The sequence below is a fragment of the Arachidicoccus rhizosphaerae genome, assembly GCF_900107765.1.
GTDB classification, from domain to species: domain Bacteria; phylum Bacteroidota; class Bacteroidia; order Chitinophagales; family Chitinophagaceae; genus Arachidicoccus; species Arachidicoccus rhizosphaerae.
In genome coordinates, this window is sequence record NZ_FNQY01000002.1 from 217,959 (window position 1) to 243,960 (window position 26,002).

23 protein-coding genes and 1 tRNA gene are annotated in these 26,002 nt (G+C 43.8%); 16 read left to right on the forward strand and 8 right to left on the reverse strand.

Annotated features, from left to right (window positions below; all coding sequences use genetic code 11):
• Positions 1–11: 11 nt before the first annotated feature.
• The 4 genes from BLU80_RS03250 (at position 12) to BLU80_RS03265 (ending at position 6,013) form a co-directional block, all read left to right on the forward strand.
• Entirely contained in the window at positions 12–1,016 is a 1,005-nt protein-coding gene (locus tag BLU80_RS03250; protein WP_091393318.1) for a chorismate synthase, read from the forward strand.
• Positions 1,017–1,118: 102 nt separating this feature from the next.
• A complete protein-coding gene (locus BLU80_RS03255; RefSeq protein WP_091393321.1) occupies positions 1,119–3,176 on the forward strand; it encodes a M13 family metallopeptidase in 2,058 nt (685 codons plus the stop codon).
• A 76-nt stretch (positions 3,177–3,252) separates the two neighbouring features.
• Positions 3,253–4,236, forward strand: coding sequence for a polyprenyl synthetase family protein (locus BLU80_RS03260; RefSeq protein ID WP_091393324.1), 984 nt, complete (start codon positions 3,253–3,255; stop codon positions 4,234–4,236).
• A gap of 97 nt (positions 4,237–4,333) precedes the next feature.
• Positions 4,334–6,013: an APC family permease gene (locus BLU80_RS03265; RefSeq protein WP_091393327.1), complete on the forward strand. Its 1,680-nt coding sequence runs from the start codon at positions 4,334–4,336 to the stop codon at positions 6,011–6,013.
• Positions 6,014–6,040: 27 nt separating this feature from the next.
• Here BLU80_RS03265 and BLU80_RS03270 read toward each other — a convergent pair whose 3' ends face one another.
• The 6 genes from BLU80_RS03270 to BLU80_RS03295 form a co-directional block, all read right to left on the reverse strand.
• Complete coding sequence (locus BLU80_RS03270) at positions 6,041–6,289, reverse strand: PLDc N-terminal domain-containing protein (RefSeq protein WP_091393329.1); 249 nt, start codon at positions 6,287–6,289, stop codon at positions 6,041–6,043.
• A 30-nt stretch (positions 6,290–6,319) separates the two neighbouring features.
• Entirely contained in the window at positions 6,320–7,360 is a 1,041-nt protein-coding gene (murB, locus tag BLU80_RS03275; protein ID WP_091393331.1) for a UDP-N-acetylmuramate dehydrogenase, read from the reverse strand.
• Positions 7,361–7,401: 41 nt separating this feature from the next.
• On the reverse strand, positions 7,402–9,537 hold the full coding sequence (locus BLU80_RS03280) for a putative porin (RefSeq protein ID WP_091393334.1): 2,136 nt from the start codon (positions 9,535–9,537) through the stop codon (positions 7,402–7,404).
• Positions 9,538–9,615: 78 nt separating this feature from the next.
• The gene (locus tag BLU80_RS03285) at positions 9,616–10,905 is read right to left on the reverse strand and encodes an NAD(P)/FAD-dependent oxidoreductase (protein WP_091393336.1); all 1,290 of its coding nucleotides are present in this window, start codon (positions 10,903–10,905) and stop codon (positions 9,616–9,618) included.
• 87 nt (positions 10,906–10,992) lie between these two features.
• Positions 10,993–11,355: a hypothetical protein gene (locus tag BLU80_RS03290; protein ID WP_091393339.1), complete on the reverse strand. Its 363-nt coding sequence runs from the start codon at positions 11,353–11,355 to the stop codon at positions 10,993–10,995.
• Complete coding sequence (locus BLU80_RS03295; RefSeq protein ID WP_139188071.1) at positions 11,348–11,917, reverse strand: RNA polymerase sigma factor; 570 nt, start codon at positions 11,915–11,917, stop codon at positions 11,348–11,350. Before BLU80_RS03295 ends, BLU80_RS03290 begins: the two co-directional genes overlap by 8 nt.
• Before the next feature lie 116 nt (positions 11,918–12,033).
• Here BLU80_RS03295 and BLU80_RS03300 point away from each other — a divergent pair, with 116 nt between their 5' ends.
• The 4 genes from BLU80_RS03300 (at position 12,034) to der (ending at position 15,597) form a co-directional block, all read left to right on the forward strand.
• On the forward strand, positions 12,034–12,786 hold the full coding sequence (locus BLU80_RS03300) for a C40 family peptidase (RefSeq protein ID WP_091393345.1): 753 nt from the start codon (positions 12,034–12,036) through the stop codon (positions 12,784–12,786).
• Between the two features lie 181 nt (positions 12,787–12,967).
• Positions 12,968–13,039: transfer RNA gene (locus tag BLU80_RS03305), tRNA-Met, on the forward strand.
• A gap of 189 nt (positions 13,040–13,228) precedes the next feature.
• A complete protein-coding gene (gene era / locus BLU80_RS03310) occupies positions 13,229–14,101 on the forward strand; it encodes a GTPase Era (protein ID WP_091393348.1) in 873 nt (290 codons plus the stop codon).
• A gap of 182 nt (positions 14,102–14,283) precedes the next feature.
• Positions 14,284–15,597, forward strand: a complete 1,314-nt coding sequence (gene der / locus BLU80_RS03315) for a ribosome biogenesis GTPase Der (RefSeq protein ID WP_091393351.1) — start codon at positions 14,284–14,286, stop codon at positions 15,595–15,597.
• A gap of 118 nt (positions 15,598–15,715) precedes the next feature.
• Here the strand turns inward: der and BLU80_RS03320 are convergent, their stop codons facing one another.
• On the reverse strand, positions 15,716–17,725 hold the full coding sequence (locus BLU80_RS03320) for an LTA synthase family protein (RefSeq protein ID WP_091393354.1): 2,010 nt from the start codon (positions 17,723–17,725) through the stop codon (positions 15,716–15,718).
• Between the two features lie 51 nt (positions 17,726–17,776).
• Here BLU80_RS03320 and BLU80_RS03325 point away from each other — a divergent pair, with 51 nt between their 5' ends.
• The 7 genes from BLU80_RS03325 (at position 17,777) to aspS (ending at position 24,201) form a co-directional block, all read left to right on the forward strand.
• Positions 17,777–18,466, forward strand: coding sequence for a phosphatase PAP2 family protein (locus tag BLU80_RS03325; protein ID WP_091393357.1), 690 nt, complete (start codon positions 17,777–17,779; stop codon positions 18,464–18,466).
• Positions 18,463–18,936 (forward strand): 23S rRNA (pseudouridine(1915)-N(3))-methyltransferase RlmH, encoded by a 474-nt coding sequence (locus BLU80_RS03330; protein ID WP_091393360.1) that lies wholly within the window; start codon positions 18,463–18,465, stop codon positions 18,934–18,936. The genes BLU80_RS03325 and BLU80_RS03330 overlap by 4 nt, the downstream gene beginning before the upstream one ends.
• 128 nt (positions 18,937–19,064) lie before the next feature.
• Positions 19,065–19,637 (forward strand): rhomboid family intramembrane serine protease, encoded by a 573-nt coding sequence (locus BLU80_RS03335; RefSeq protein WP_244518701.1) that lies wholly within the window; start codon positions 19,065–19,067, stop codon positions 19,635–19,637.
• Between the two features lie 202 nt (positions 19,638–19,839).
• Positions 19,840–20,598 (forward strand): imidazole glycerol phosphate synthase subunit HisF, encoded by a 759-nt coding sequence (gene hisF / locus BLU80_RS03340; protein ID WP_091393363.1) that lies wholly within the window; start codon positions 19,840–19,842, stop codon positions 20,596–20,598.
• A 79-nt stretch (positions 20,599–20,677) separates the two neighbouring features.
• The gene (gene hisIE / locus BLU80_RS03345) at positions 20,678–21,283 is read left to right on the forward strand and encodes a bifunctional phosphoribosyl-AMP cyclohydrolase/phosphoribosyl-ATP diphosphatase HisIE (RefSeq protein WP_091393367.1); all 606 of its coding nucleotides are present in this window, start codon (positions 20,678–20,680) and stop codon (positions 21,281–21,283) included.
• Between the two features lie 119 nt (positions 21,284–21,402).
• Positions 21,403–22,296, forward strand: a complete 894-nt coding sequence (locus tag BLU80_RS03350) for a TlpA family protein disulfide reductase (RefSeq protein WP_170831127.1) — start codon at positions 21,403–21,405, stop codon at positions 22,294–22,296.
• A 72-nt stretch (positions 22,297–22,368) separates the two neighbouring features.
• Positions 22,369–24,201 (forward strand): aspartate--tRNA ligase, encoded by a 1,833-nt coding sequence (gene aspS, locus BLU80_RS03355; RefSeq protein ID WP_091393374.1) that lies wholly within the window; start codon positions 22,369–22,371, stop codon positions 24,199–24,201.
• 83 nt (positions 24,202–24,284) lie between these two features.
• On the opposite strand, the gene BLU80_RS03360 is transcribed toward aspS, so the two are convergent.
• Entirely contained in the window at positions 24,285–24,887 is a 603-nt protein-coding gene (locus tag BLU80_RS03360; RefSeq protein WP_091393377.1) for a peptidylprolyl isomerase, read from the reverse strand.
• Positions 24,888–25,072: 185 nt separating this feature from the next.
• Here BLU80_RS03360 and BLU80_RS03365 point away from each other — a divergent pair, with 185 nt between their 5' ends.
• Positions 25,073–25,990, forward strand: a complete 918-nt coding sequence (locus BLU80_RS03365) for an alpha/beta fold hydrolase (RefSeq protein WP_091393381.1) — start codon at positions 25,073–25,075, stop codon at positions 25,988–25,990.
• Positions 25,991–26,002: the final 12 nt, after the last annotated feature.

Here is a 26,002-nt window from a genome sequence, read left to right on the forward strand (position 1 = left end):
AATATTATATTATGAATGGATTTGGCAGATTATTTAGATTAACCATATTTGGAGAATCCCATGGAGCCAGCGTTGGTATTAATATTGATGGCGTACCGGCAGGATTGCCACTGACAGTGGAGGATTTTATTGCGGATATGGAAAGGCGCAAAGGGGGCAAACAAAAAGGCGCTACCCCCAGACAGGAAGCGGACCTGCCTATTTTTAAAAGTGGTATTTTCAACGACTTTGCCACAGGAGCGCCCATAACGATACTTTTTGAAAACAATAATACCCGTTCTGAAGATTACCAGAAACACCGTTCACATCCAAGACCCGGTCATGCCGATTTTGTAGCACATGAGAAATTTGGCGGGTTTGAAGATTTCAGGGGGGGAGGCAGTTTTAGCGCCAGACTTACGGCAGGCATTGTAGCTGCCGGCGTCATTGCCAAGAAAATCATGGCGCCTAAGGACATTCGCATTGAGGCCAGGGTAACCGAGATTGGAGGCAATAAAGATATTGAGGCAGGACTGCAACAGGCTATTGAGAAAAAAGACAGCGTAGGGGCTATTATTGAATGTCGGGTAAGCGGCCTTCCCATTGGACTGGGGGAACCCTTCTTTGACAGTATGGAGTCCGCATTAGCGCATGCCGCCATGGCGATACCGGCCGTAAGGGGAGTGGAATTCGGGACCGGATTTGCTGCAGCTGCCATGTATGGGCTGGAGCATAATGATGCCATAGTAGATACCAAAGGGACGACCAGCACCAATCACGCCGGCGGCGTAGTCGGCGGGATCAGCAATGGAAATGAACTGGTGTACAGAATTGCGGTAAAACCCACCTCATCTACCCCGCAGACGCAAAACACCTTAAACTGGGACACCGGAGAAATATCTGAATTTTCGGTCAAAGGCAGACATGATTTATGTGTAGGCTTAAGAGCTCCGGTTATTCTGGAGGCGATGACAGCCATTGTATTAGTCGATTTTTTGATGCTGGCGGGAAAGGTTGACCGCATCTGGAATGCATAAAAACTAACGATAAGTTGTTTTATTGATTTGTGTTCGGTGCAAAATGTTTATTTTTAGGCTCAAATGGTTAAAAATAGACTCAACTAAACCCGATAAATCAAGATGCTTCTTTCATCCAGAAAAATATTAATGGGCACAGCCGCTATTATAGGCTGTGCCATTTTTGCTTCCTGCCATTCAGATAACCAGCAAAATACGGATATCCTATCTGAACATATTGATACGACTGTCCGGCCTCAGGACGATTTCTTTGACTTTGCAAACGGAGGCTGGATCAGGAAAAATCCGATTCCGGCTGCCTATAAAAGCTGGGGCATCGGCAACGAGGTAGAGCTGGATCTGTATCAGCGGCTGAAAAAAATAAATGAAGACGCCGCGAGTAAACAAACGAATACAGACCAGGCGGGCGGCAAGATCAGCCAGAAAATCGCTGCTTTCTATAAAAGCGGCATGGACAGTGTCTCTCTTGCCAGGCAAAGCATTGCTATTCTCACCCCTGAACTGTCGATGATAGATTCCATCAAAAACCTGGAGGACCTGATTAAGACCAGTGGGCGGTTATCAGCCGAAGGCGTCTCCAATTTACTGGGTAACTATATCAGTCAGGATGATAAAAACAGCAGTAAGATGGTGGTGCAGTTTGTCCAGGGAGGCCTGGGACTGCCCAACAGGGATTATTATTTAAAAGAGGATGCCCGGACGGTCAAAATAAGGGCTGCCTATTTAATCCATATCGCACAGATGTTTGTGCTGGCAGGAATGGATAAGCAGGAGGCGGCCGCCACGGCCCAGGAAATTTTTAATATTGAAAAACAACTGGCCACTGCCAGTAAGCCTCTGGAAGCGCTTCGCGATCCTTATGCCAATTACCATAAGTTTGAGCTAAGTGCTTTAGATAAGCTGCAGGCTCCTTTTAACTTTTCCAGCTATTTACAGGTGCAGGGCATTCAGGTGGATTCAGTCGTTGTGGGGCAGCCGGCATTCTATAAGGCATTAGGAGGCCTGTTGACCACGGTGCCGCTTCCGCAATGGAAACTTTATCTTAAATGGCATTTACTGCATCATTTAGGTCAATTTGTAAATACTGATTTTGAAAAGGAAAACTTTGAATTTTATGGCAAAACCATGAGTGGCCTCAAAGATATGAAGCCCAGATGGCGCAGGGTATTGGAAGTCGAGGAGAACTGCATGGGAGAAGCCCTGGGGCAACTGTTTGTCAAAGCTTATTTTCCTGAGAAGGCAAAACAGCGCTACACGCACCTGGTTGAAGATATCAGAGCAGCGCTCAAAGACCGGATCGAACAACTGGACTGGATGAGCAGTGCCACCAAACAAAAAGCCTTATATAAACTCAGTAAGATCACGGCTAAAGTAGGCTATCCGGATAAATGGAAGGACTTTTCAGCCATGGAGATTAAGCAACAGCCATATGTTTTAAATATTATATCGGCCTCCAGATGGTGGCATCAATATGAGGTGAATAAACTGGGCAAACCGGTTGACCGTTCTGAGTGGGATATGACGCCTCAGACCTATAACGCTTATTACAATCCAGCCAATAATGAAATTGTTTTACCTGCCGGCATATTTACCGTACCGGGCAAAAATGATGATCAATTGGATGACGCCATCGTTTACGGATATGCGGGTGCTTCTACCATTGGCCATGAGATTACACATGGGTTTGATGATCAGGGCAGGCTCTATGATGCAAACGGCAATTTAAGCGACTGGTGGACAGCCGAGGATGCTGCTAACTTTAAAAAACGGGCGGCAGTAATGGTCAAACAGTTTAATGGTTATATTCCGGTGGATAGCCTGCATATAAACGGGGAGGCCACCCTTGGCGAGAATATCGCTGACCTGGGAGGGATCCTGCTCGGCTGGGAAGCATTTAAAAAGACGCCGGAATATACATCCGGCAAAAAAATAGACGGCTTTACGCCTGCACAGCGTTTTTTCATGGGCTATGCACTTGGCTGGCTCTATACCATCCGGCCGGAGGCGCTGGCTCAAGGGGTGCTTACAGATGTGCATTCGCCCGCAAAGTTCAGGGTTAACGGACCCTTTGCAGATGTAGATGCATTTTATGAGGCCTGGAATGTAAAGCCTGGTGACAGCATGTATATCGCTCCTGAAAACAGGGTGCGGATCTGGTAATTATTTTGCCATTCCGTTACAAATCCGGTATTTTGCAGGGGTATTCAATCTGAAACACTAAAAATCTGATTATCAAGTGCATTCATTTAAGGAATTAATAGATTTATTTTGTGAGCGGTTTAATCAGCCGCAGTTCCCGACGGCGCCTGCCGGCTTATATGAACCGGCAAGTTATTTTTTGGGCATTGGCGGTAAAAGAATCCGTCCGGCGGCCTGTCTGATGGGTAATGAACTATTCGGAGATATTAAGGAAGATTGTTGGCAAATTGCCACCGCCATTGAGCTGTTCCATAATTTTACCCTGATGCATGATGATATTATGGACAAGGCTGCTTTAAGAAGGGGCCAGACAACAGTGCATGTCCGTAATGGGGAAAACACCGCCATTCTAAGCGGCGATGTCATGCTGGTGCAGGCATATCACTGCCTGGAGGATATCTCTGTCGAATACCAATCCTGGATACTGAAGCTCTTTAATCAAACCGCAAGAGAGGTATGTGAAGGGCAGCAATATGATATGGACTATGAAGCGGTGAAGGAGGTGTCTTTGGAGGATTATATTCAAATGATTAAACTCAAAACTTCGGTTTTATTGGCCGCAAGTCTTAAAATGGGCGCTATCGTCGCCGGTGCTACTGTTCACAATTGCGACAGAGTGTATAGTTTTGGTAAAAACCTGGGAATTGCGTTTCAATTGCAGGATGATTATCTGGATTGTTTCGGTGACCCTGAGAAGTTTGGTAAACAGGTGGGTGGTGATATATTAAGAAACAAAAAGACCTGCTTATTAATTAAAGCAAAGGAACTGGCCGGCGGCCCGCAGAAGCAAGCACTGGAAGATCTACTTGCTTTTCAACCTGAGACAGAGGCGCAGCAAGAGGAAAAAGTAAAGGGTGTCCTTGATATTTACCGCAAAACCGGTGTACAGGAAGTAACCAGGGCCTTAATTGAGCAGTATGCCCAAAAAGCAATGAACCACCTGGATCAGGTGGTCGTAGTCAGTACAAGAAAACAGCCGCTGCAACAACTGGCCGAATATCTTTTACAAAGGGATTATTAATTGGATGGCTAGGTCGGGAGGGTGGCGATAACCGCGATGGCCAGAGACTGCGGCTGCGGTCCGGGTTCTATAAGTATAAATAACTAAATTAAGATCAATGAGTAACGCGCTATTTAGGAAAAAGTCGATTGATGCTATTCAAAAGGAATATGACAGAGGGCAGGAAGACGGCCAGCCCATGAACCTTAAAAAAGTGCTTACTGTAAGGGATCTGACATTTATGGGTGTAGCTGCGGTCATTGGTGCGGGTATCTTCTCAACGATTGGCAAGGCCGCCTTTGAAGGGGGCCCGGGTGTTATTTTCCTTTTTCTCATTACTGCCGTTACTTGTGGTTTTACTGCCCTTTGCTATGCGGAATTTGCTTCACGGGTGCCGGTGTCTGGATCGGCTTATACTTATTCCTATGTTACTTTTGGAGAATTGATTGCCTGGGTAATAGGCTGGGCGCTAATTTTGGAATATGCCATCGGAAATATCGTCGTGGCCATTTCCTGGAGTGCCTATTTTAATAATTTACTAATCGGGATGCATATTCACCTGCCGGATTGGTTGACCATTGGGTATCAGACCGCTAAGATTAAATATGACAGTGCGGTGGCGGCAGGTCTGCCACTAGGTGATTTGGTGTATACCAACGCACCCAGTGTGGGTCCTTTGAAGTTTATCATTAATCTGCCCGCCTTCCTTATTGTAGTGATTATCACCATTCTTGCCTATATCGGTATTTCGGAGAGTAAGAAAAGTGCCAATTTTATGGTAGGCCTGAAACTGGTTTTACTGGCCTTTATCGTAATTTTTGGTTTTTACCTGATTATAGCGGATGGGACATCAGATAACTGGTCTCCGTTTTTGCCTAATGGAATGGATGGGGTTTTACGTGGAGTGTCTTCGGTATTTTTCGCCTATATAGGTTTTGATGCGATTTCCACGACAGCAGAAGAATGCAAGAACCCCAGGCGTGACATGCCTAAAGGGATGCTGTATTCGCTGCTTATCTGTACCGTTATTTATATATTAGTGGCACTTGTTATCACGGGGCTGGTAAATTATAAGGAATTTGAAGGCGTAGCTGATCCTTTAGCCTATGTCTTCAATAAAATTAATATGCCGAAAGTCGGGCTGATTATCGCTGTGAGTGCGGTGGCAGCCTCCACCAGTGTACTACTGGTATTTCAGATCGGACAGCCCAGAATCTGGATGAGTATGAGCCGGGACGGCCTACTGCCTAAAAGATTTGCTCAGGTTAGCAAGCGGTTTAAAACACCCGCCTTTGCTACCTTAATAACAGGCCTGTTGGTAGGGATCCCCACCTTATTTATTGATGATCTATTGATGACGGATCTGACCAGCATCGGCACTTTATTCGCATTCGTACTGGTCTGCAGCGGGGTGCTGGTGTTGCCCAAAGTAAACAAGGCCAGGGATCAGTTTAAATTGCCGTATATCAATGCGCGTTATATTGTTCCCGTGTTGGTGGCGGTTTTTATTTATTTTTTCAAGGACAGATTATCAGCAGCCTGTGCCAATTTGTCTACAGAATCTTATGAAGAGATTCTGTTTATTTTGTTTATCGTGGTGGCCATCATTGCTGCTGTGCTGAGTTTTATCAAAGGCTATTCATTAATACCTGTTCTGGGCACACTTTGTTGCCTGTACTTAATGATTACCATTCCTGCCAAGAGCTGGCTGGTATTTTTTGGCTGGATGGCTGTCGGTCTAATTGTGTACTTTATTTATGGTTATCGTCATAGCAGGCTGATTGGTAAAAAAGGTTAAAAGCCCGAAGGAGCAACCAGAAAATCCTTACCGGGTAGCTTTGTCCTGTCCGATGAACAAATAGAGTAGCGGCCCCAGCATGGGCAGGATAATAATTAGAATAATCCATACTTTTTTCAGGTTGCCACTATAGGTTTTAGGCAAAATATCTTTCAGGCAGTAAGCCATAAAGGCCAAAGGAATCACGCCGAAAAATATAATCAGTGGCACAATGGAACGTGGCTGCGGCTGGCTGGTGGCCACCTGACAGATCTGTTGAATAGAGACAAAAGACATGAGAATACGGATATGGTTTCTGAATGATTGTTATATAATATTGACTTCCCTTTCCAGGGTAATTCCAAACTTTTCTTTTACACTGCGGATGATCTTTTCGGATAAGGCCAGAATGTCTTTGCCGGAAGCATGGCCGTAATTTACAAGCACCAGTGCTTGTTTATGGTGCACGCCGGCGTCACCATCGCGGTATCCTTTCCATCCACAGGCTTCAATTAAAAAGCCGGCAGCTACTTTAATGGACGGCGAAGTTTTGGGCGCTTCCTGAGAAAGCGGATATCCGGGTAAATTAGGATGGTTCAATTTCAGGTGCTCAAAATGACTGACATCAATGGTTGGGTTTTTAAAGAAACTTCCCGCATTGCCAATCACTGTAGGATCCGGTAACTTACTTTGTCGTATGCGGATAACGGCGTTTGAGACATCCCGGATGGAGGGCATACTGGTGGCAGGGTTGATGCCTGCATGCGCTAACTCTTCTTTAATGGCACCATATTCCAGGTGCAGCACCGGCTCTTTTAATAACCGGAAAGTTACGCTTAAGATAATATACTGTCCTTTCAAAGCGGTTTTGAAGATACTTTCCCGATAACCAAACTTACAATCAGCTTTCGTAAAGGTTTGGATGGTCTGGTCCTCCATCCGCATAGCCTCCAGTTCAAAGAAATAATCTTTGATTTCAACGCCGTAAGCACCAATATTTTGCATAGGGGAAGCTCCTGCAAGACCAGGAATCAGGCTGAGGTTTTCAAGCCCGGCATATCCGTGTTCCACACAGTACAAGACAAATGGATGCCAGGGTTCGCCGGCTGCCACCTGAACATAATAATAATCAGCATCCTGTTTTAACAGATGAATCCCTTTCAGGTTATTTTTTAAAAGCAGACCCTGGAAAGCCTGGGTGAATAAAATATTACTGCCCCCTCCTAATATATATTTAGGCAACCCTTGGTTGTCTTTCAACAGGGCGCTCAACTGCTCAATCCGATCAAATGCAGCAAATTTCGGAGCGTCCACACTAATCCCAAATGTATTCAGGGACTTGATATTATAATTTTCCTGTATTTGCATAAATGAGGAATCTAATATAGAAGCATCTTTTGTGCTTTGAATTAATTAATAAAATACCACCATACACCCATTCTCAGCCATAGGGCCTGACCAGGCATATTGGAACTGACATAATTATAATGGTTGAATCCAAAGGAGCCGCCGCTGTAATTGAAGGTATTCAGGTTAGATAGTTCGCCAAAGAATCTGAAGCGCTTAATCCGGAAATTAACGTAAAAGGAAATGTCAGGCCTGTTGTTAATCCGGTTTTCATCCTGATAGTAAAATTGTCCTGTAAACGGAGAATAGCTATCGGCCTTGTATGGCGATACATAACGTACGTCAATACCTGTTGCCAGATACAGATTGTTATAAAAATGACCTTCAAATGCGATGCGGTTTCTTAAGATCATCAGTGGCAGATTCACCGGTGCTTCTCCGAGTCTTTGCTGTACATCCGCATCTAAATACCAGTGGAAGAATTTCCCGAGTCGGGTATGTTTTTGAGCGCCTACCTGTAAAACATTGAACAGTCCACTGAATTGCGCTGCCGTGAACACGTCTTTGAAATAGGTGTAATTGGAAACAAAATAATAGTTCCCCGTCAGGCTCAGCCCAAAAGAGGGGAGGTAATACCTGGCGTAGGCCCTGGAAATATTTTCTTTATTGAGGTCGCTGACGCCGATTACCGGAAAATCTGAGTGCGCATGATAGCTGACTTTAGCCGTATCGGTGGTAAAGGAGCCTTCGCTGCCGATATTATAAATAAAAGAAGGCGTCCGGTTTACGTTCATAAATCCCAGTTCCAAACCACCGAGTTTGTCCCCGAAATCTCTTCTGAGGCTTCCCTGTACATTATAATCTCCGGCGTAGTTGCCGGCAAGGTATAGATTGCCCGCTAACTGAATATCCCATTTGTCATTTTTAGAACGGTTGCGATATTCCGTACCGACAAAAATATTATTATAATTGATTTTGTAATTTTCTCCCAGCCTTCCGTTTAATATCTGAAAATCACCATGGAGTTTTAAAAATTGATTTTTATTCTTTTTGTCCGGGTAGGTATAAATGGCAAACTGGTTGGTTAAGTCTTTCCATTTGTCTTCAAATAGTATCGTATCTGTGGGGACAATAAAATTATAATAATTCAGATAATCATCAGAGGTCGGGTTATAATCGTGATAGTTATATCCATGGGTGGAGTAGGATACGGAGTGTTCCAGCCGCAGTCTGGGATAAAACTGATAATACGTCACCGTATCCTGTACCACGGAATCCTTCTGCCCAAAATCAAATGACTGTCGCAGGTATAAGGAAATGTCTGTAAAAGTATTACCGGTGACAACGGTTGCATTGAACGGATTACTGGTGGAGGTATTACTGTTACCGAGTTTGACGCCGGCCTGAAAAGGATCACCCAGGGAGAGGTCCTTGAGTTGTTCGGGATCGACCAGGCCGCCGTTGGTAGCCGCCTTCAGGTTATTACGGATAAATATCAGGTTGGCAGAATATCTTTTATTGGTGCTTTTGACAGAAACGTTCGCTCTTAAATTACTATTGGCATTGTTCTGGTTTTTAAAGGCACCCGGGGCATTCAGCAGCCGGTATTCAAAGGTGAAATTGACATTCCGGTTTCTGTTTTGAGTATGCAACAGGTCAATGTATTGTTCCCCTTTGCCCCCCAGCATATACCCCAGTTCGGAATAAGGACGGGTAGAGGTAAAATACCGGGTGTTCTTTAGCGTGAACTTTGCATAATCCATGCTGTGTATCCCTTCGTCCCAACCGGGTTGCATATAAGGACTGAACAGTAAGGACTGCGCCGGAGAACCGATATTGCCAAGGTCGTTGGCGCTATAGGGCAGCTGCAATCTGCTTTTGAAATCACTGATCGAGCTATCCATATGATGGTCCAGGGTAGAATCAAAATACCGGTAGCTGATCGTAATGGAATCTTCAAACTTGTCCCTCATTTTAAGAGAGTCGCTGCCAGTCTGATTGGGCGCGATGGGGCGTCCCTGGTTATCGGTCTGATAGGTCTGTGTCTGCGAATCGTCCGTAACCTGGGCCAGCACCCGGGTCTGCCCCATAAGGGTCAGCAAAATAATGGCCAGTACACATCCTGTCCACCTTTTTTTAACCAATAGTTTTCGGGTGGAAAAATAAGTTAAGAAAATCCTTTGTATGTTTTTCTGCATGAATCAGTGTTCAAATCTTTTGTGAGACTGCGGGCTTTTATATTCAGCTTTTCAATGTTATTACTCCATGACTTTTCCTTAGACAGATAGTTCATCATACTCTTGTCCCAGCCAGGTTTGTTTTTTGGAGGGCAATAGGATTATTCTTAAGGTGGAATCATTGGTAAAATAACTGATCATCCAGTTGAAAAATACCAGCAATTTATTGCGAACGCCCAAAATTAACATCAGATGCAAAAACATCCATATCAGCCAGGCTAATCTTCCGTGAAAGTGTAATTTAGGGAAATCAACAACGGCTTTTCGTTTTCCGATGGTGGCCATCGTGCCCGGGCTTTTATAGGTAAAGGCAGCCGGTTGTTTGCCTCTGGACAGGGCCTTAAAGTTGCGAGCCAGATTTTCAGCCTGCTTATTAGCCACATGTGCGAGCTGCGCATGGCCTTTTGGCCACCGGGTGGTCTCCATATAGGAAATGTCTCCCACGGCGTACACGTCCGGTAAGTCCTTGACCTGATGAAATTCATTGACGATGAGTCTGTTACCTCTTGTGATGCATTCTTTGGGAATGCCGGCAGGCACATTGCCAATAACGCCGGCGGCCCAGATGAGGGTTTTGCTGCGAATCTGGGTACCATTTTCCAGATAGACAATATCACCGTCGTAATCCGTAACATGTATATCTGTCTGAATATGAATACCCATCTGTTCCAGATAACGCCTGGAGTTTTTCTGGGACTGCTCACTCATGGACGAAAGCGTGCTGGAGCTGCCTTCTATCAGATTGATTTTCAGATTGCTAAAATCTATAAGCGGATAATCTTTAGGCAGCACTTTAGATTTCATTTCGGCCAGCGCGCCGGCAAGTTCAACTCCTGTGGGACCCCCTCCGACAATGGTGATATTATTATAAGCTTCTTTATCTTCAGCGGTTCGGGCAGATAAGGAAGCCTCGAAGTTCAACAGGATCTTATTGCGCAGTGCAATCGCCTGATTGGTGGACTTCATCGGGAAGGCATTTTGTTCAATATTTTTATTGCCAAAATAATTGTTCGTACAGCCGGTGGCAATCACCAGATAATCATAATCATAGATATTGTTTCTGGTAAAGACTTTTTTGGCCTTTGTGTCAATCTGGCGAATCATGCCCACTCTGACATTCACATTGCGTTTGCCCTGAAAAATACGTCTTAAAGGGAAAGAAATGGCGGTTGCCTCCAGGCGGGCGGAAGCGACCTGATAGAAAAGGGGCTGGAACTGATGAAAATTATGAATATCAATAATGGTGATCTGGTAATCCGAATTATGCAGTTTTCGGGCTAACTTGAGACCGGCAAAGCCGGCACCTATAATAACTAATTTTTTCTGCATATATATTTACATTAATTACCTTTAAAATAGAATCTCTTTAAAGCTGCAATTTACCCTATAAGTGGCAATTAATGTATAACAGATCCGCTAAATTTGTCCCATTCTCATCCTGAGCACTACAAAAGCCATGATAATGACTGAAATAATGATAATTATGGCTACAATAAACCAAAATAAGTGATTGGTTTCCAATGATTTTTTGTGTCGTCTGCTCCCGGTTTTAGATGTAAGCGCTTTGTTGATCCGGTGGGTCTGCCTGTAGACTTCCCTGGCCCCCTGAAATTTATTCAGCCCCTCGATCGCATCCTTGAAAAACGGATCCTCTGCCCGGGTTTCCTGATCCCCTTGAGCGCCCTGTCCGCTATCCATAGCAGCGTCCAATTGCTCCTGGAGCCATTTTTCCAGCTCTTTATTGCTGGCAGAGGGTGATATTTTTTTGGGATCAGCCATTAGGCGGAAGATTTTTTAATAGATAGTTCTTAAGGTTTCTTTTACCATTCTGGATATAACTTTTAACCTGATCACCATTATAACCGGTAATAAGGGCAATTTGCTGGTAGGAGTGGTTTTCCAGATAATACAGTGAGATACAGGTTTTCTGTTCGTGGCCCAGCATCTCAAGGGCCGATTGCATCTGATCCAGTAATAACTCCCGATTTTCCAACTGTTCTAACTGGTTATCTGCGTGTATTTCCACGAGTTCCTCCTTTAACTGTTCAACCCTGCTATGCTTCTGGCCTCTTAAATGCATTAAACAGTGATTTTTCGCCACTGTATAGAGCCAGTTCTTAAAATTAGTGATTTTATGTCGGCTAACGGTTTGTAAAACATGAAAAAATATCTGTTGCGTAGCATCTTTAGCCTGTTCACTATCGCCTAAATACTTCATGGTAACCCCCAAAACTAAAACCGTATAACGCTGAAGTAAGATTCCAAGCCAATAATTATCCTGACTCTGCATATATTTGCTGAGTAAAAGGTCATCATTGTATTTTTGATGGTGGTGACTCAAAAGGGAATCGTTTTTTTTAAAAGATGCATTTTAAACGAAAATTCCATAAAATGCCTTAAAAGAAAGCTGTTCTCGGGCTAAAAGCAGCCTAAGATAATTAAATTTAGTGAGAATATATGTTTCACGTTATAGGTATTACACCCATTGCTCCGATCCGGCAGGAGCCGTCCCACCGCGCTGAGATGGTCAGCCAGTTATTATTTGGAGAAGTGGCTGAACTATTAAACCGGGATGGAGATTTCCTGCAGGTAAGAACTGTCTTTGATCAATATGTAGGTTGGGTACAGGCGAGTCAGGTAGGGGACGTGCTGGAAAGCTGGAGGGAGAAAACGACTGTCATCGGATATCTTGACAGACCTTTAACCATAAAGGTGGGCGGACAACCTATGTGCATTTATCCGGGGTCGCCCGTTTGGAAAAGCGACACGATAGCCGGTTTAAAATTGGATTATGGAAAACTGCCTTCTATAAGAACCAAAAGGAAATCTAAGGCAGGGTTGCAGCAGGCGGTGATGGCCTATATGAATACATCTTATTTATGGGGTGGTAAAACAACGGCGGGCACCGACTGCAGTGGACTGGTACAGCAGGTATATAAACTATTCGGAATAAATTTACCCAGAGATGCCTATCAACAGGCTGAAGTAGGAGAAGTGGTTGGTTTTCTGGAAGAATCACAACCTGGCGATCTGGCTTTTTTTGATAATGCTGAAGGCAGAATAACGCATGTCGGGATTTTACTGGGTCCGAATAAAATTATTCACGCTTCAGGGCAGGTCAGAATTGATATGATCGATTCTCAGGGAATCAAGCAAAAAATCAGTCGGAAGCGCACACATTTTTTAAGAATTATAAAAAGAGTTTGGTAGAAGTTTGGCTGCTAATTATTTTCTCCTTATCTTTGCAACCCGTTTGGGAAACAAGGAATACAGAAAGCAGCTCAGGTAGATGAGCCGGCGGTTTTCAAAAGGGATAGAAGGGATTAAAAAAACAGTACAAAGCGATAAACGAATTCAAGGGGCCTGGCCCCATTAATGATAAAGATTATATCGCGAGGTAGAGCAGCGGTAGCTCGTCGGGCTCATAACCCGAAGGTCGGTGGTTCGATCCCGCCCCTCGCAACAACAAAAAAGCTCCACAATTGTGGGGCTTTTTTACTATCTGATTTTTCAGTAATGATCATGCAAAATTACCTGCCTCACAAGCGTAATCGCATCAGAAAGATTTAGTTGGAGGGTTTTTTTCGTTCGGTATTAAAATTCTACCTTTGTCTCTGGTAACGGTTCCTATTTATTTGTTTAACACCTTTACATGAAATCTGGGTTCGTCAATATCTTTGGAAAACCAAATGCTGGCAAAAGCACACTGCTAAATGCACTTTTAGGAGAAAAGCTGGCTATTGTTTCCAGTAAGGTACAGACGACCAGGCATCGGATTAAAGGTTTTTTAAATAAAAAAGACGAGTACCAGATTATCCTCTCAGATACGCCCGGAATCATTGAGCCTAAATACAAACTCCATCAAAAAATGATGGGAAATGTAAAAAGCGCCCTGGAGGATGCAGATGTAGCTGTTTTGCTGGTGGATATTTTAGATGACTGGCAGGCGTGTGTGGAACTCTTTAATGCCCTCAGATTAAAAGTACCCTGTATCGTTGCCATCAACAAAATTGACAAGGCGGATCCGGCTAAGGTTAAAGAGGCCAAGGCCTTTTTTGGAAGCTTACCCTACTGTAAAAAGGTGGTGACACTGAGTGCGATCAATCAGACAATTTTTGAAAAACTGATTCATGCAGTCGTAGATCTGCTCCCGGAAGGAATGGCCTTTTACGATGAAGATGAACTGACCGATCTGCCGACAAAGTTTTTTGTAGGAGAGCTGATACGTGAAAAAATTTATCAGCTTTTCCAGGATGAGATTCCTTATCATACAGCAGTAATGGTCAATACTTTTAAAGAAAAATCGACCCTGATTAAGATTCAGGCGGATATCATTGTGCAAAGGGAAACGCAGAAAATGATCCTGATCGGCGAAAAGGGTAATATGATAAAAAAGATAGGAACGCTTGCCAGAGAAGACATCGAAAAATTCCTGGAACAGAAAGTATTCCTGGAACTTTTTGTAAAAGTTCGACCTAAATGGCGGGAAAACGATGCACAATTAAAGGAATACGGATACAATTAATATCCAGTCATCCCTATCCATCGTCAGTAGTAAATGAAATAATAATAGATCAGTTAGATACGCACAAAGTAAACAAGGTTTTTTTAGGGTAAGGTACATATAGGCAGATTATTAAAATCTTAGGATATGGCGAGGCCAGCAAGTTCAATGCCGCCCTGATCCATCCATCCAAAAAATATTTTATGAGTTATACAGTAGCTATAGTCGGGCGACCAAATGTGGGGAAGAGCACCTTTTTTAATCGCCTGTTGGAAGAAAGAAAGGCCATCGTGGATGATGTCAGCGGCGTAACCAGGGATCGTCAATACGGCGTCACTGAATGGAATGGCCGTTCCTTTAATGTGATTGATACTGGTGGGTTTGTCCACGGCTCGGAGGATGTCTTTGAAATAGAGATCTGTAAACAGGTTAAAACAGCCATTGATGAGGCGGATGTAATTATTTTTATGACCGATGCGGCCACCGGTATTACCGATTTGGATGACTCTCTGGCCAATATCCTGCGCAGGGCCACCAAACCTGTTTTAGTAGCTGTAAATAAAGTAGACAATAATAACCGGTATTTAGAGGCGACTGAATTTTATATTCTTGGTTTTGAACAGGTGTTTTTTATCAGCTCCATGAGCGGAAGCGGAACAGGGGAACTGCTGGATGCTGTAACAGCTCTGATGCCTGCTGAGGCAGAGATCGCTGTTGAAAAAACAGATTTACCCAAAATTGCCATTATTGGCCAGCCCAATGTAGGTAAGTCTTCTTTATTAAATGCATTAACCGGGCAGGAGCGTACGATAGTCAGTGATATTGCCGGTACGACCCGTGATACCATCCATACCCATTATAATCTTTTTCAAAAAGAATTCATGCTGATTGATACGGCAGGCATCAGAAAGAAGAATAAAGAAAAAGATGATTTGGAATTCTATTCCGTAATCCGGGCCATCAAGGCCATGGATGAGGCAGATACCTGTCTTTTGGTATTGGACGCCGAAAAAGGAATTACGGCCCAGGATATTAATATCTTTTCACTGGCAGCCAGAAAAGGCAAAGGGATTGTGTTACTGGTCAATAAATGGGATTTGATTGAAGATAAAGCTACCAATACCGCCAGAGATTATGAGCATGAACTCAAGAAAAGAATAGCGCCTTTTAATGATATCCCCATTATATTTATCTCCGCGAAGGAAAAAACCAGAATCTTTAAGGCAATTGAAATCGCACTGGAGGTCTGTGAGAATAAAAAACAAAGAATCGCTACCAGCAAGCTGAATGAAGTGATGCTAAAGGCTATTGAGGCCTACCATGCACCTGTAGTGAGGGGCAATTCCATTAAGATTAAATATGTCATGCAGTTGCCCACGCATGTTCCGTCCTTTGCTTTCTTTGCTAATTTCCCGGATGATATCAAGACGCCTTATAAAAATTATCTGGAAAATCAATTACGCAGCCATTTTAACTTTAAAGGGGTGCCGGTTAGAATTTTCTTTAGAAAAAAATAGCCGTGGTTCGGGTGAACAACCCTTTTTGAGTCATTGCGATGGATATTTCCACAACAATAAAGCCCCTATATGCAGGGGCTTTATTGTTGGCTGTACTCTAAAAGTGAGCGCTGCCGGGTTAATGTACTTTGTTATTTAAAATCATGTATTTATCTGTCTGATACAAGGCATTAATGAGGGATTCATAATGATTTTTGATGGAATCAGTCAGTTTAACCGGGTTGTTGTTAAACATATTAAATACCTTGGGCTTTTGCTGGCGGTCCACATCGTAAAAATAATATAAGGAATCCTGAATTAAACCGATGGTAATATTGCTGGGATCATAGATAAATACGCCGTTATGATCCGGGTTTTCCCGCATATGCGGACTCATCAGATCTCTTCCCATCGTCGTGTTTTTATAGGGTAATTTTGCCAGACCCAATACGGTGGGTAGTAAATCCACCTGAGATGCATAGCTGTTGATCTGTTCGGGTTGAATCAGACCGGGCGCATAAAATAGTAACGGAATATGCATATTCACTAAAGAACCGTTATTCCAGGCGTCCGGATAGTACTTACTGGCATCTCCTTTCGTTCCGTGATCACCCACAAAGACAAAAATGGTGTTTTTAAAATAGGCCTCTTTTTTGGCGGCTTCTATAAAATGCCGGTAACAGTAATCGGTATAACGGAAGGCATTCAGCTCGGCCAGGCTGGTATAACCATTGGCTAATACTTCCTTTTCAGGGATATTCACCAGTTTGAAACTGTCTTTGTCATCCTCTGGTATGGTGTAAGGACGATGATTATCAGCTGTTTGGATGATAGCAAAGAAAGGTCCTTTCTTTTGCGCAAAATCCTGATTGGCTCTTTCAAAGATATGTTTGTCTGAAACACCCCAGACATTGATTTTGGGCGCATCATAATCGGGTTGTTCGATCGTCTTTAACCCTGGGATATTGTTTTCAAGCAGTCCCCGGATATTAGCCCAGCTTAAACTGCCGCCGATATAATAGCTTTTGTCGTAGTTTTTAAAGGCGTTGATCATCGTATGCTGGTTGACTGCCCCGGGATTACGACTGGAGGTAGAATTGCGTTCCACGTCCGGTAGTCCGGTTACCACCGCCCAGACGCCCCTGGCCGTTCCGACGGAAGGGGAGAAACAATGGGTGAAAAACAATCCTTGCTTGGACAGGGAATCAAAATAAGGGGTCGGATTCAGTGTATTGCCGGACATGGAACTTTTGACATAACTGAATGATTCACAGATCACCACTACGACATTGGGCGGCTGGACACTGGGGGTGTCCGGTGTTATGATTCTTTCGTAATTTAATTTTTCTGCGTCCGGGTTCTTAATATCCAGAAAATCCACTAGCTGCGGATACGCTTTTTTAACGGCCTCTTTATTATAAGAGACATTGGAATGCTGTAGGGTGCTAAAAAAACTCTGAAAGGGGTTGAGCGCCATATTGGAGGCATAATCACTGCCCAGGGTAAAAGCATCACTCCATCTGAGCGGATACTGGCCCAGCCGGCCAAATATAAAAAATGCCAGGAGTAAAAAATAAGCAATGCCAACGGAAATCCTGGGCTTCTTTGCAACGCTAAAGGTTTGATTACCACTTGCTTCCCATCTTTTTTTTATAGCTCTGTAGCTCCGGCGTATGAACAGATGTAATAGATATGTGCCTGCAATCAGCGTGAGCAGAATCCAGAAAACAGGATAAGTTTCCATGACCATCCCAAAGGAAGCGTCTTCCTGCAGGTATTCTAAGACACTTGCATTCAAACTGGCGCCCAGATAAGCAAAATAACCGAAACCGGCTATATAGAAAAAGACAAAAAGAAAAGAGAAAATGCCCCAGAATATAAAGGCCGTCTTTTTTCCTGCCTTTGTTTTAAAAGGATGCAGTCCGGGGATCAAGGAAAGTAAAAAGCCCACCAAAGCCGCCACCGACACAATCCTCAGGTCATAACGAAGACCCAGGAAGAAAGCTCTGCCCATTGGATGGTCAATATCCAATGCCGGTTTGGGGAACACGTTCATCTCAATGATGCGCAAAGCGGACATTAGAACTATAAAAAATATGCTAATTATCAATAACCATTGGATAGAACTTGGTATTTTTATGCGCTTCATGAGCTGATTTTTGGCTCCAAAAGTAGTAAATTTTTAAACCTACGCTATTAAATGATATTTTCCTACTTTGAAAATTTTGATAAATATCTATTTCTAAAAATAAATACGGTCTGGACAAGTCCATTTTTGGACGCGGTTTTGCCATGGTGGCGGGATAAAAATACCTGGATTCCTTTGTATATATTTCTGGCGCTGTTTGCTTTTATAAATTTTGGGAAAAAGGCGCTGCCCTGGTTTTTATTTGTACTGGCCACGGCAGCACTGATGGATCAGATCAGCAGTCATTTTTTAAAGGAGTTTTTTGACAGGGTCAGACCCTGCAATGATGTGGTCATGCGATTAAAGGAACGCCTTTTAGTCAGGCACCGGCCCCAGAGTGGTAGTTTCCCGTCCTCCCATGCCAGTAATCATTTTGCGCTGGCTGTTTTCTTTTTTCTGACCTTAAGGCAATATTTTGGAAAATGGACCTGGCTGTTTTTTTTCTGGGCGGCTACGATTTGTTACGGGCAGTTATATGTGGGTGTGCATTATCCGACAGATATCGTCGCAGGTGCGCTGCTGGGTTCCTTGATCGGCTGGGGAATGTATTTTCTATTTACCCGATTTTTTAAAATGCCTGCTTTGGATGCTTCGACCAAGGGTGGTAAGAACACTATTGCCAGTATCCTGCCAGCTGTTCAAGGGGAGGCCGTAAGTCCGGTTGCACAAGCGTCCAATACGCATAAAACGAAAGGCTTATGAAAATAGCATTATGGTCGGTCGGTAAATCACATGACAGGCAGTTGCATGCAGCCATCGAAGAATTTACCAACCGGATTCAAAAATATTACCCTGCAGCGTGGCATATTATTGCTCCTCCGAAAAATGCGGCATCCCTGGATATGTCTACTTTAAAAAAGCAGGAAGGGCAGCTGATTTTAGGACAACTGCAAGCCCAGGATCATTTGGTATTACTGGATGAAAAGGGTAAAATGTTCAGTTCACCGGATCTGGCTGGCTTTATAGAAGATCAGGCTACGGCCAGTTCCAAAAGAATTGTATTTTTAATTGGCGGCGCTTTTGGCGTGGATGATACGGTCAGGCAAAGGGCGGATACCGTCTGGAGTCTGTCAAAGCTTGTTTTTCCGCATATGCTGGTCAGGTTGATTTTAGCCGAACAGGTGTACCGGGCATGCAGTATAATCCGTGGAGAAAAATATCATCATATGTAGCGGGGGATCTCAAATTATTAACTGTGACATTGAAATAAGACGATTTTATGGAAAACCTGAGTGTAACGCTTATCATTATAGTTATCACCTGTATTGTATCATTTAGGGCCTTTTCTAATGAGGCCTTAATGAGCAAACTGATCTTTTATCCGCCTGCCATTAGCGAGAACGGGCAGTGGTACCGTTTTTTTAGTTGCGGGCTGATTCATGCTGATTTTGGGCATCTGGCCTTTAATATGTATGCGTTTTATACTTTTGGCATTGTGGTGGAAGATGCTTTCAGGTCCATTTTCGGGGATGGCCTGGGGCGATTTTTTTATGCGTTATTATATGTGACGGCCTTACTCGTCTGTTTGTTACCTACTTATGTAAAAAATAAAGATAATTACGCCTATCAGAGTCTGGGCGCATCAGGGGCGGTATCTGCCATCGTTTTTGTCAGTATCCTGCTGATGCCTACCGCAGAGATCGGGCTTATATTTATTCCGTTTTTTACCCTTCCTTCTTTTATTTTCGGCGTGATTTATCTGGCCATTACCGCATGGCTGGACAGAAGAGGCAGCTCCAGAATAAATCATTCGGCGCATCTGTACGGCGGCTTATATGGAATTGCCTTTTTAATCGTGATTTGTCAGTTATTCTCTCATTTTAATGTACTGGCGCAGTTCGTATTACAGGTTCGCAGCTATTTTCAGATATAAACAGCTCAGTCATAGCGGGAGGTAATGAATGCCAGGCATGTCCACAGACCCGGACCTGCTTAATGCAATAGCTTATTTGCTGACGGCCTAGTTAACGACCGGTAGTTTGTGCCGGTAAGGATTTAAGTAGTTTTTTAGGCTATAAATGGCTCTTTTTTTGTCTTTCCCATAGATTGCCAGTAATTTTGAGCTCCTATTAATTATGTTAACAAAAAGAATCATTCCCTGCCTGGACATAAAGGACGGCAGGACCGTAAAGGGGGTTAATTTTGAGAGCCTGAGAGATGCAGGAGATCCTGTTGAACTGGGTAAGTTTTATGCGGATCAGGGAGCGGATGAACTGGTGTTTTTAGATATTACGGCCACGGTCGAAAAAAGAAAGACATTAAGGGAACTGGTGAGTAAAATAGCCCGGCATATCAATATTCCATTTACGGTTGGCGGTGGTATCAGTTCTGTACAGGACGGTAAGGCTTTACTCGATAACGGAGCCGATAAGACCTCGGTTAATTCTGCTGCGTTTAAACGCCCGGAATTAATCAGTGAACTGGCAGAAGCTTTCGGCAGTCAGTGCGTTGTTCTGGCCATAGATACTAAAAAGGAAGCCGACGGCAACTGGTATGTGTATCTGAATGGCGGACGGTTGAAAACCGATATTTTATGTGAAGACTGGGCCAGAAAGGGCGTTGAACTGGGGGCAGGAGAAATTCTGCTGACCTCCATGAATAATGATGGAACGAAGCAGGGATTTGCACTGGATATAACCAATAGATTAGCCACGACACTTCCTGTGCCGATTATTGCAAGCGGCGGTGGCGGTACGGTAGCGCATTTTATTGATGTATTTAAAAATGCACATGCAGACGCGGCGCTGGCGGCCAGTATTTTTCATTTCAGGGAAATAGAAATAGGCGCATTAAAAGCTGAGCTGGCGGCAGCTGGTATTGATGTAAGAAGGTAATCAGATCGGAGGGCAAGGCGCTTGCAGCTCCATTCAGATGAAACAAAATAACAGGTACGAAAAAGAAAATTTTAAAAGCATGGAAATTAATTATGCAAAATATCCCGACGGTTTAGTGCCTGCCATCGTGCAGGATGTCAAAACCAGTAAGGTGCTTATGCTGGGGTTTATGAACGCGGAGGCGGTGGCTAGGACCAAGGAACTGGGCAAAGTGACTTTTTTCAGCCGGACCAAAAACAGGCTTTGGACAAAAGGAGAACAAAGTGAAAACTATCTGCTGTTAAAGGATATGAAAGTAGATTGTGATAATGATACTTTACTGATTAAAGCCGAACCTTTGGGGCCGGTATGTCATACCGGGGCTGATACCTGTTGGGATGAGAAAAATGAGTGTGGCAGCTTTTTGGTGCAACTTGAAAATATAATTGAACAGCGTAAAACATCCGGTGGTGAGCAGTCCTATGTCAACAGCCTTTTTAAAAAGGGGATTAATAAAATCGCACAAAAAGTAGGGGAGGAAGCAGTGGAGGTCGTTATTGAGGCAAAAGATAACGATGAGCAGCTATTCTTAAATGAAAGTGCTGATTTACTTTTCCATTATCTGATTTTACTCAATGCAAAAGGTTACCGTCTCGAAGATGTATTGAAAGTCCTTCGTCACCGTCATGACCAGGCAGCGAAATAGTGTGCCTTTAAATTTAAAAAAACGGAATTAACTGTATTTGGAAAATTGGAGGCTGTGGCCCTGATTTGCCACAATACAGTTTTTTTATGGCCTTGTTCTTTCCGTTCAATTACAACGTTATGCAGCAACTTTTATTCACCAGGTTTACTTGTCTACGCTTAGATAGAAAATGGGGCCTTGCTATCCTTTTTGTCATGCTGTGCGGAGTAGCCCAGGCGCAAAATATGATGACAGCACTTAGTGAGCCCGATGAGATTGCCTGGTATAATCAGCATTTTGCCGGTCTGGAAGACAGCGTTACTCATTATCAGGAAGCCATCAAAAAACCTCAGATCCCCATGGAGCGCAGCGCCAACCTGGCTGCTTATCAGAAAGAACTAGGGGCATACAGGGCGGCGATGCGGCAATTTGTCGTGGCACACCGAAAGGAGGATACGGCAGCCAAAGCGTTGCTTATTAGCTGTTTTAGAGAAATAGAAATCAATCAGGATACCTTGAACGCGCTGGCGGGGCTGCTGGAAGGACCGGGAGCGGATAATGCTTATTCCACCTATCTAAGTCAGGAACTGAAGGGGCGGGCGAATAATGAGGTCGGCAAACCTTTTATTGATTTTAGCCTGCCAGATGATAAAGGGGTGAATATTTCCAGCAGTAACTACAGAGGCAAATACCTCTTGGTACTGTTCTGGGCCAGCTGGTGCGGCCCCTGTAGAGCAGAGATGCCTTCTTTTATATCTGTGTATCAGCAGTTTACCCCGGGCCCCCTGGAAGTTGTGGCGGTAAGTGTGGATACGGATAAAAATGCCTGGCTCCATGCCAAAAAGCAAGACGGAACGACCTGGTTCAATGTATTTGACGCTAAGGCCTGGAATAGTCCGGTGGTGCGTGATTATGCGATTCACCGTATTCCCCAGAATATCCTGGTGGGTCCTGACGGGCATATTGCCGCCAAAAATATTTCCGCCGCAGGACTCCAGAAATTGCTTGGAAAAGCGGTAGCCAGCCATCCTTAGCTGGGGTAATTCTTACCCAAAATCATCAATAACCCTTATCTTCGCAATCCAAAAAACGAAATCATTTTTTATATGTATCGCTCACATACCTGCGGTGAATTAACACTGTCTAATGTACAACAAGAAGTTACCCTGTCTGGATGGGTTCAAACCATACGTAAATTCGGATCTATCACTTTTGTGGATTTAAGAGATCGTTATGGGCTGACTCAGTTGCTTTTTGGAGAAAATTTAAACGGTCAGCTGGATCAACAGCCATTGGGCCGTGAATTTGTATTACAGGTAAAAGGGAAGGTGGCTGAGCGTTCAAATAAAAACCCCCAACTGCCAACCGGGGAAATTGAAATACTGGTCGAAAGCTTTACGATTCTCAATAAATCTGCCGTACCTCCGTTTACCATCCAGGATGATACGGATGGAGGAGAGGACTTGCGCATGAAATACCGGTATCTGGATTTAAGAAGAAATGCCGTCAAGAAAAATCTGCAACTGCGGTATCAGGTAGGTCGTTCCGTTAGAAATTATCTGCATGAACAGTCCTTTATGGATATTGAAACGCCGTTTTTGATTAAATCTACGCCAGAGGGTGCCAGGGACTTTATCGTGCCTTCCAGAATGAATGAAGGGGAGTTTTATGCGTTGCCCCAATCTCCCCAGACATTTAAACAATTACTAATGATCAGCGGTTATGACCGTTATTATCAGATTGTCAAATGTTTCAGAGATGAAGATTTAAGAGCCGACCGGCAACCCGAGTTTACACAAATTGACTGTGAAATGTCCTTTGTGGAGCAGGAAGATGTCCTAAAGATGTTTGAAGGACTGATTCGCAGGGTGTTTAAGGATGTTTTGAGTAAAGAGTATACGGAGGAGATCATCCGTATCAGCTGGGAAGAGGCCATGTGGCGTTTCGGAAACGATAAGCCAGATATCCGCTTTGGCATGGAACTGGCCAATTTAAAATTCCCCGCACATACCTTCCCCGAAAAAGAGCCGGTTACCGGTATTTTTGAAGACGTGGATTTTAAGGTATTTAATGAAGCGGAAACCGTAGTGGCCATGGCCGTGCCGGGCGCCAACAGCTATACACGTAAGGAAATAGATGAATTGACTGCCTGGGTGAAAAGACCTCAAATCGGCATGATGGGACTGGTATACGTCAAATGTCAGGAAGATGGCAGCTTTAAAAGCAGTGTAGATAAATTTTATGATGCAACCAGACTCCAGAAAATTGCCGAAGCCACCGGGGCGAAACCAGGGGATTTGATATTAATACTGGCCGGAAAGGAAGAAAGGACAAGGAAAGCTATCAGCGAATTGCGACTGGAAATGGGTAAGCGCCTTGGGCTTCGTAAATCAGACGAATATAAATTACTCTGGGTCCTGGACTTTCCGCTGTTTGAATATGCATCGGAAGAAAATAGGTGGGTGGCCAGGCATCATCCGTTCACTTCACCCAAACCCAGTGATATTGAACATATGATTTCCAATGATCCGACGATCAGTGATCCGGAAAGATATCTGGAACATCCTTATGCAAATATTAAGGCCAACGCCTATGATATGGTGTTGAATGGTAATGAAATAGGAGGAGGTTCCATTAGAATCTTCCAAAGAGAGCTGCAGGAGAAAATGTTTGCCGCTCTGGGAATGGATGAAAAGGAACAGCAGGAGAAATTTGGATTTTTACTGGGTGCTTTCCAGTATGGAGCGCCGCCACACGGTGGTCTGGCCTTTGGTTTTGACAGATTGTGCGCGCTACTGGGTGGTAGTGAAAGTATTCGAGATTTTATTGCCTTCCCTAAAAACAACAGTGGGCGTGACGTGATGATCGATGCGCCTGCCAGTGTAGACCAGAAACAGCTGGATGAACTGGGCCTGGCATTATCTCCCAATCAGCAATAATAAAACAACCTGATTAGATTATATATCAAAAGCCTCCTTTGAATTGATTTCAAAGGAGGCTTTTGATATATATGAATGGTCGCTTAGAGTTCTTTAATGTCATAAATGGGAATCGGAGGATCAAAGGACTGACCGCGTTCAGGTTTATTATATAATAGCATGACGACATCCATCCCCCGGACAACCCTGCCAAAGGCTGCGTAACCTAAATGGTCCGGATTGTTCACACCACCTGAATCATAGCCGGGCTGATCGCCGATAACAATAAAAAATTCAGCATTTGCGGTGCCGGGTTCTTCTCTGGCTAAGGAAATGGTCCCTGTTTTATGCAAAATGCCTGTTCTTTTGGTGGATTCATGGGCGATACCCTTCAGGGTTTGTAATTTATCGGGGTTCGTCTGCCAGATACCACCTTGAATGAGTTCCGCTTTGGGGGCATCTGAGGCCTGATTGTCGGCATTGAGCACCCGGTAGAAACTTGCATTATTATACAGTCCTTGTTTGATATAGGAGAGGAAGGCTTTACAGGTTTGTGGCGCACGATCCGGGTATATTTCTACTTCAATATCCCCGAATTTGGTTTCTATTAATACATGTGGATGTGCATATTTGTGGCCGCAGCTCATTAACAGGGCGGAAAAAATACAAATAAAGAGCAGGGCCGGGGTCGTTTTTTTTGCATGCATAATACCGATGTATACTGTTAATCACAAATTTAGCTGTTTTTGGTAATTGTTATGGAATTACCCGCTTTTTTCTATAAAATGGCGGCTACCTCTTTTTGGGGGTTCTGTCAATGCCCGGAAATAATTTAACTTTTATGCGGTATTCTTTTAACTTTGGACAACAAATTCAGTGAAAAAATAACTATATGAAAAAATTGCTGGCATTAATACTAGTGGTCATTGTTTGTCAATCGCTTAAAGCGCAAAGCAGTGATCAGTCTTTATTGAAGATGCAGGACGGTACCGGTCTTTTTGTCAAGCAGTCGGGCAACGGCCCGCTCTGTATATTTGTCCACGGAGGTCCGGGCGCGTGGAGTAAGTCTTTTGAAAATTTAAAAGGTTCCCTGCTTGAAAAGGAGCTGTCCATGGTTTACTATGATCAAAGAGGGTGCGGACGTTCTCAAAACGCCGCCGCGGATGATTATAGCCTGGAAAAAATGATCAGTGATATTGAACAGATCCGCACGCACTACGGCGTGGATAAAATATATCTGATGGCTCATTCCTTCGGGGGAATACTGGCCGTTAATTATGCAGCCCGGTATCCGGAGCATCTGGCAGGCATAATCCTGGCTAATGTGACTTTACATCTTTCTTATTCTCTACAAAATCAATTGACCTATATTAACGGGTTGCTGGGGACGACATTTAAACCGGAGAATAATTCAGACAGCGCGCTTTTCTCTACTTTTCTAAGGGCCAAACAGGCCCTTGGAGAAAAAGGATTGAATTATAAAATGCTTTCAGATAACAAAGCGCATGTAGAGGAGGTGGACAAAATTGACCAAAGCAATCCCAGCAGTTATGGGTTTGCGAAAGTTGTATTTAACATGCCTGTCTACTGGAAAAACTATATTCCTTTATCAGAAAAAATCCGGGTGCCGGTGCTGGTGATTACCGGCAATAAAGATCATTCCATTGGCGAAAATCACTACCGGTCTTTCAGGTTCCCGCAAATGACTCTGAAAAAAATTGACGGCGGCCATTTGTTGTATTATGATAATAACGCTGAATTTATCCGTACCGTTTTTGATTTTGTGCATCAACAGCCAGCAGAACAGTAAATCAGGGGAGCA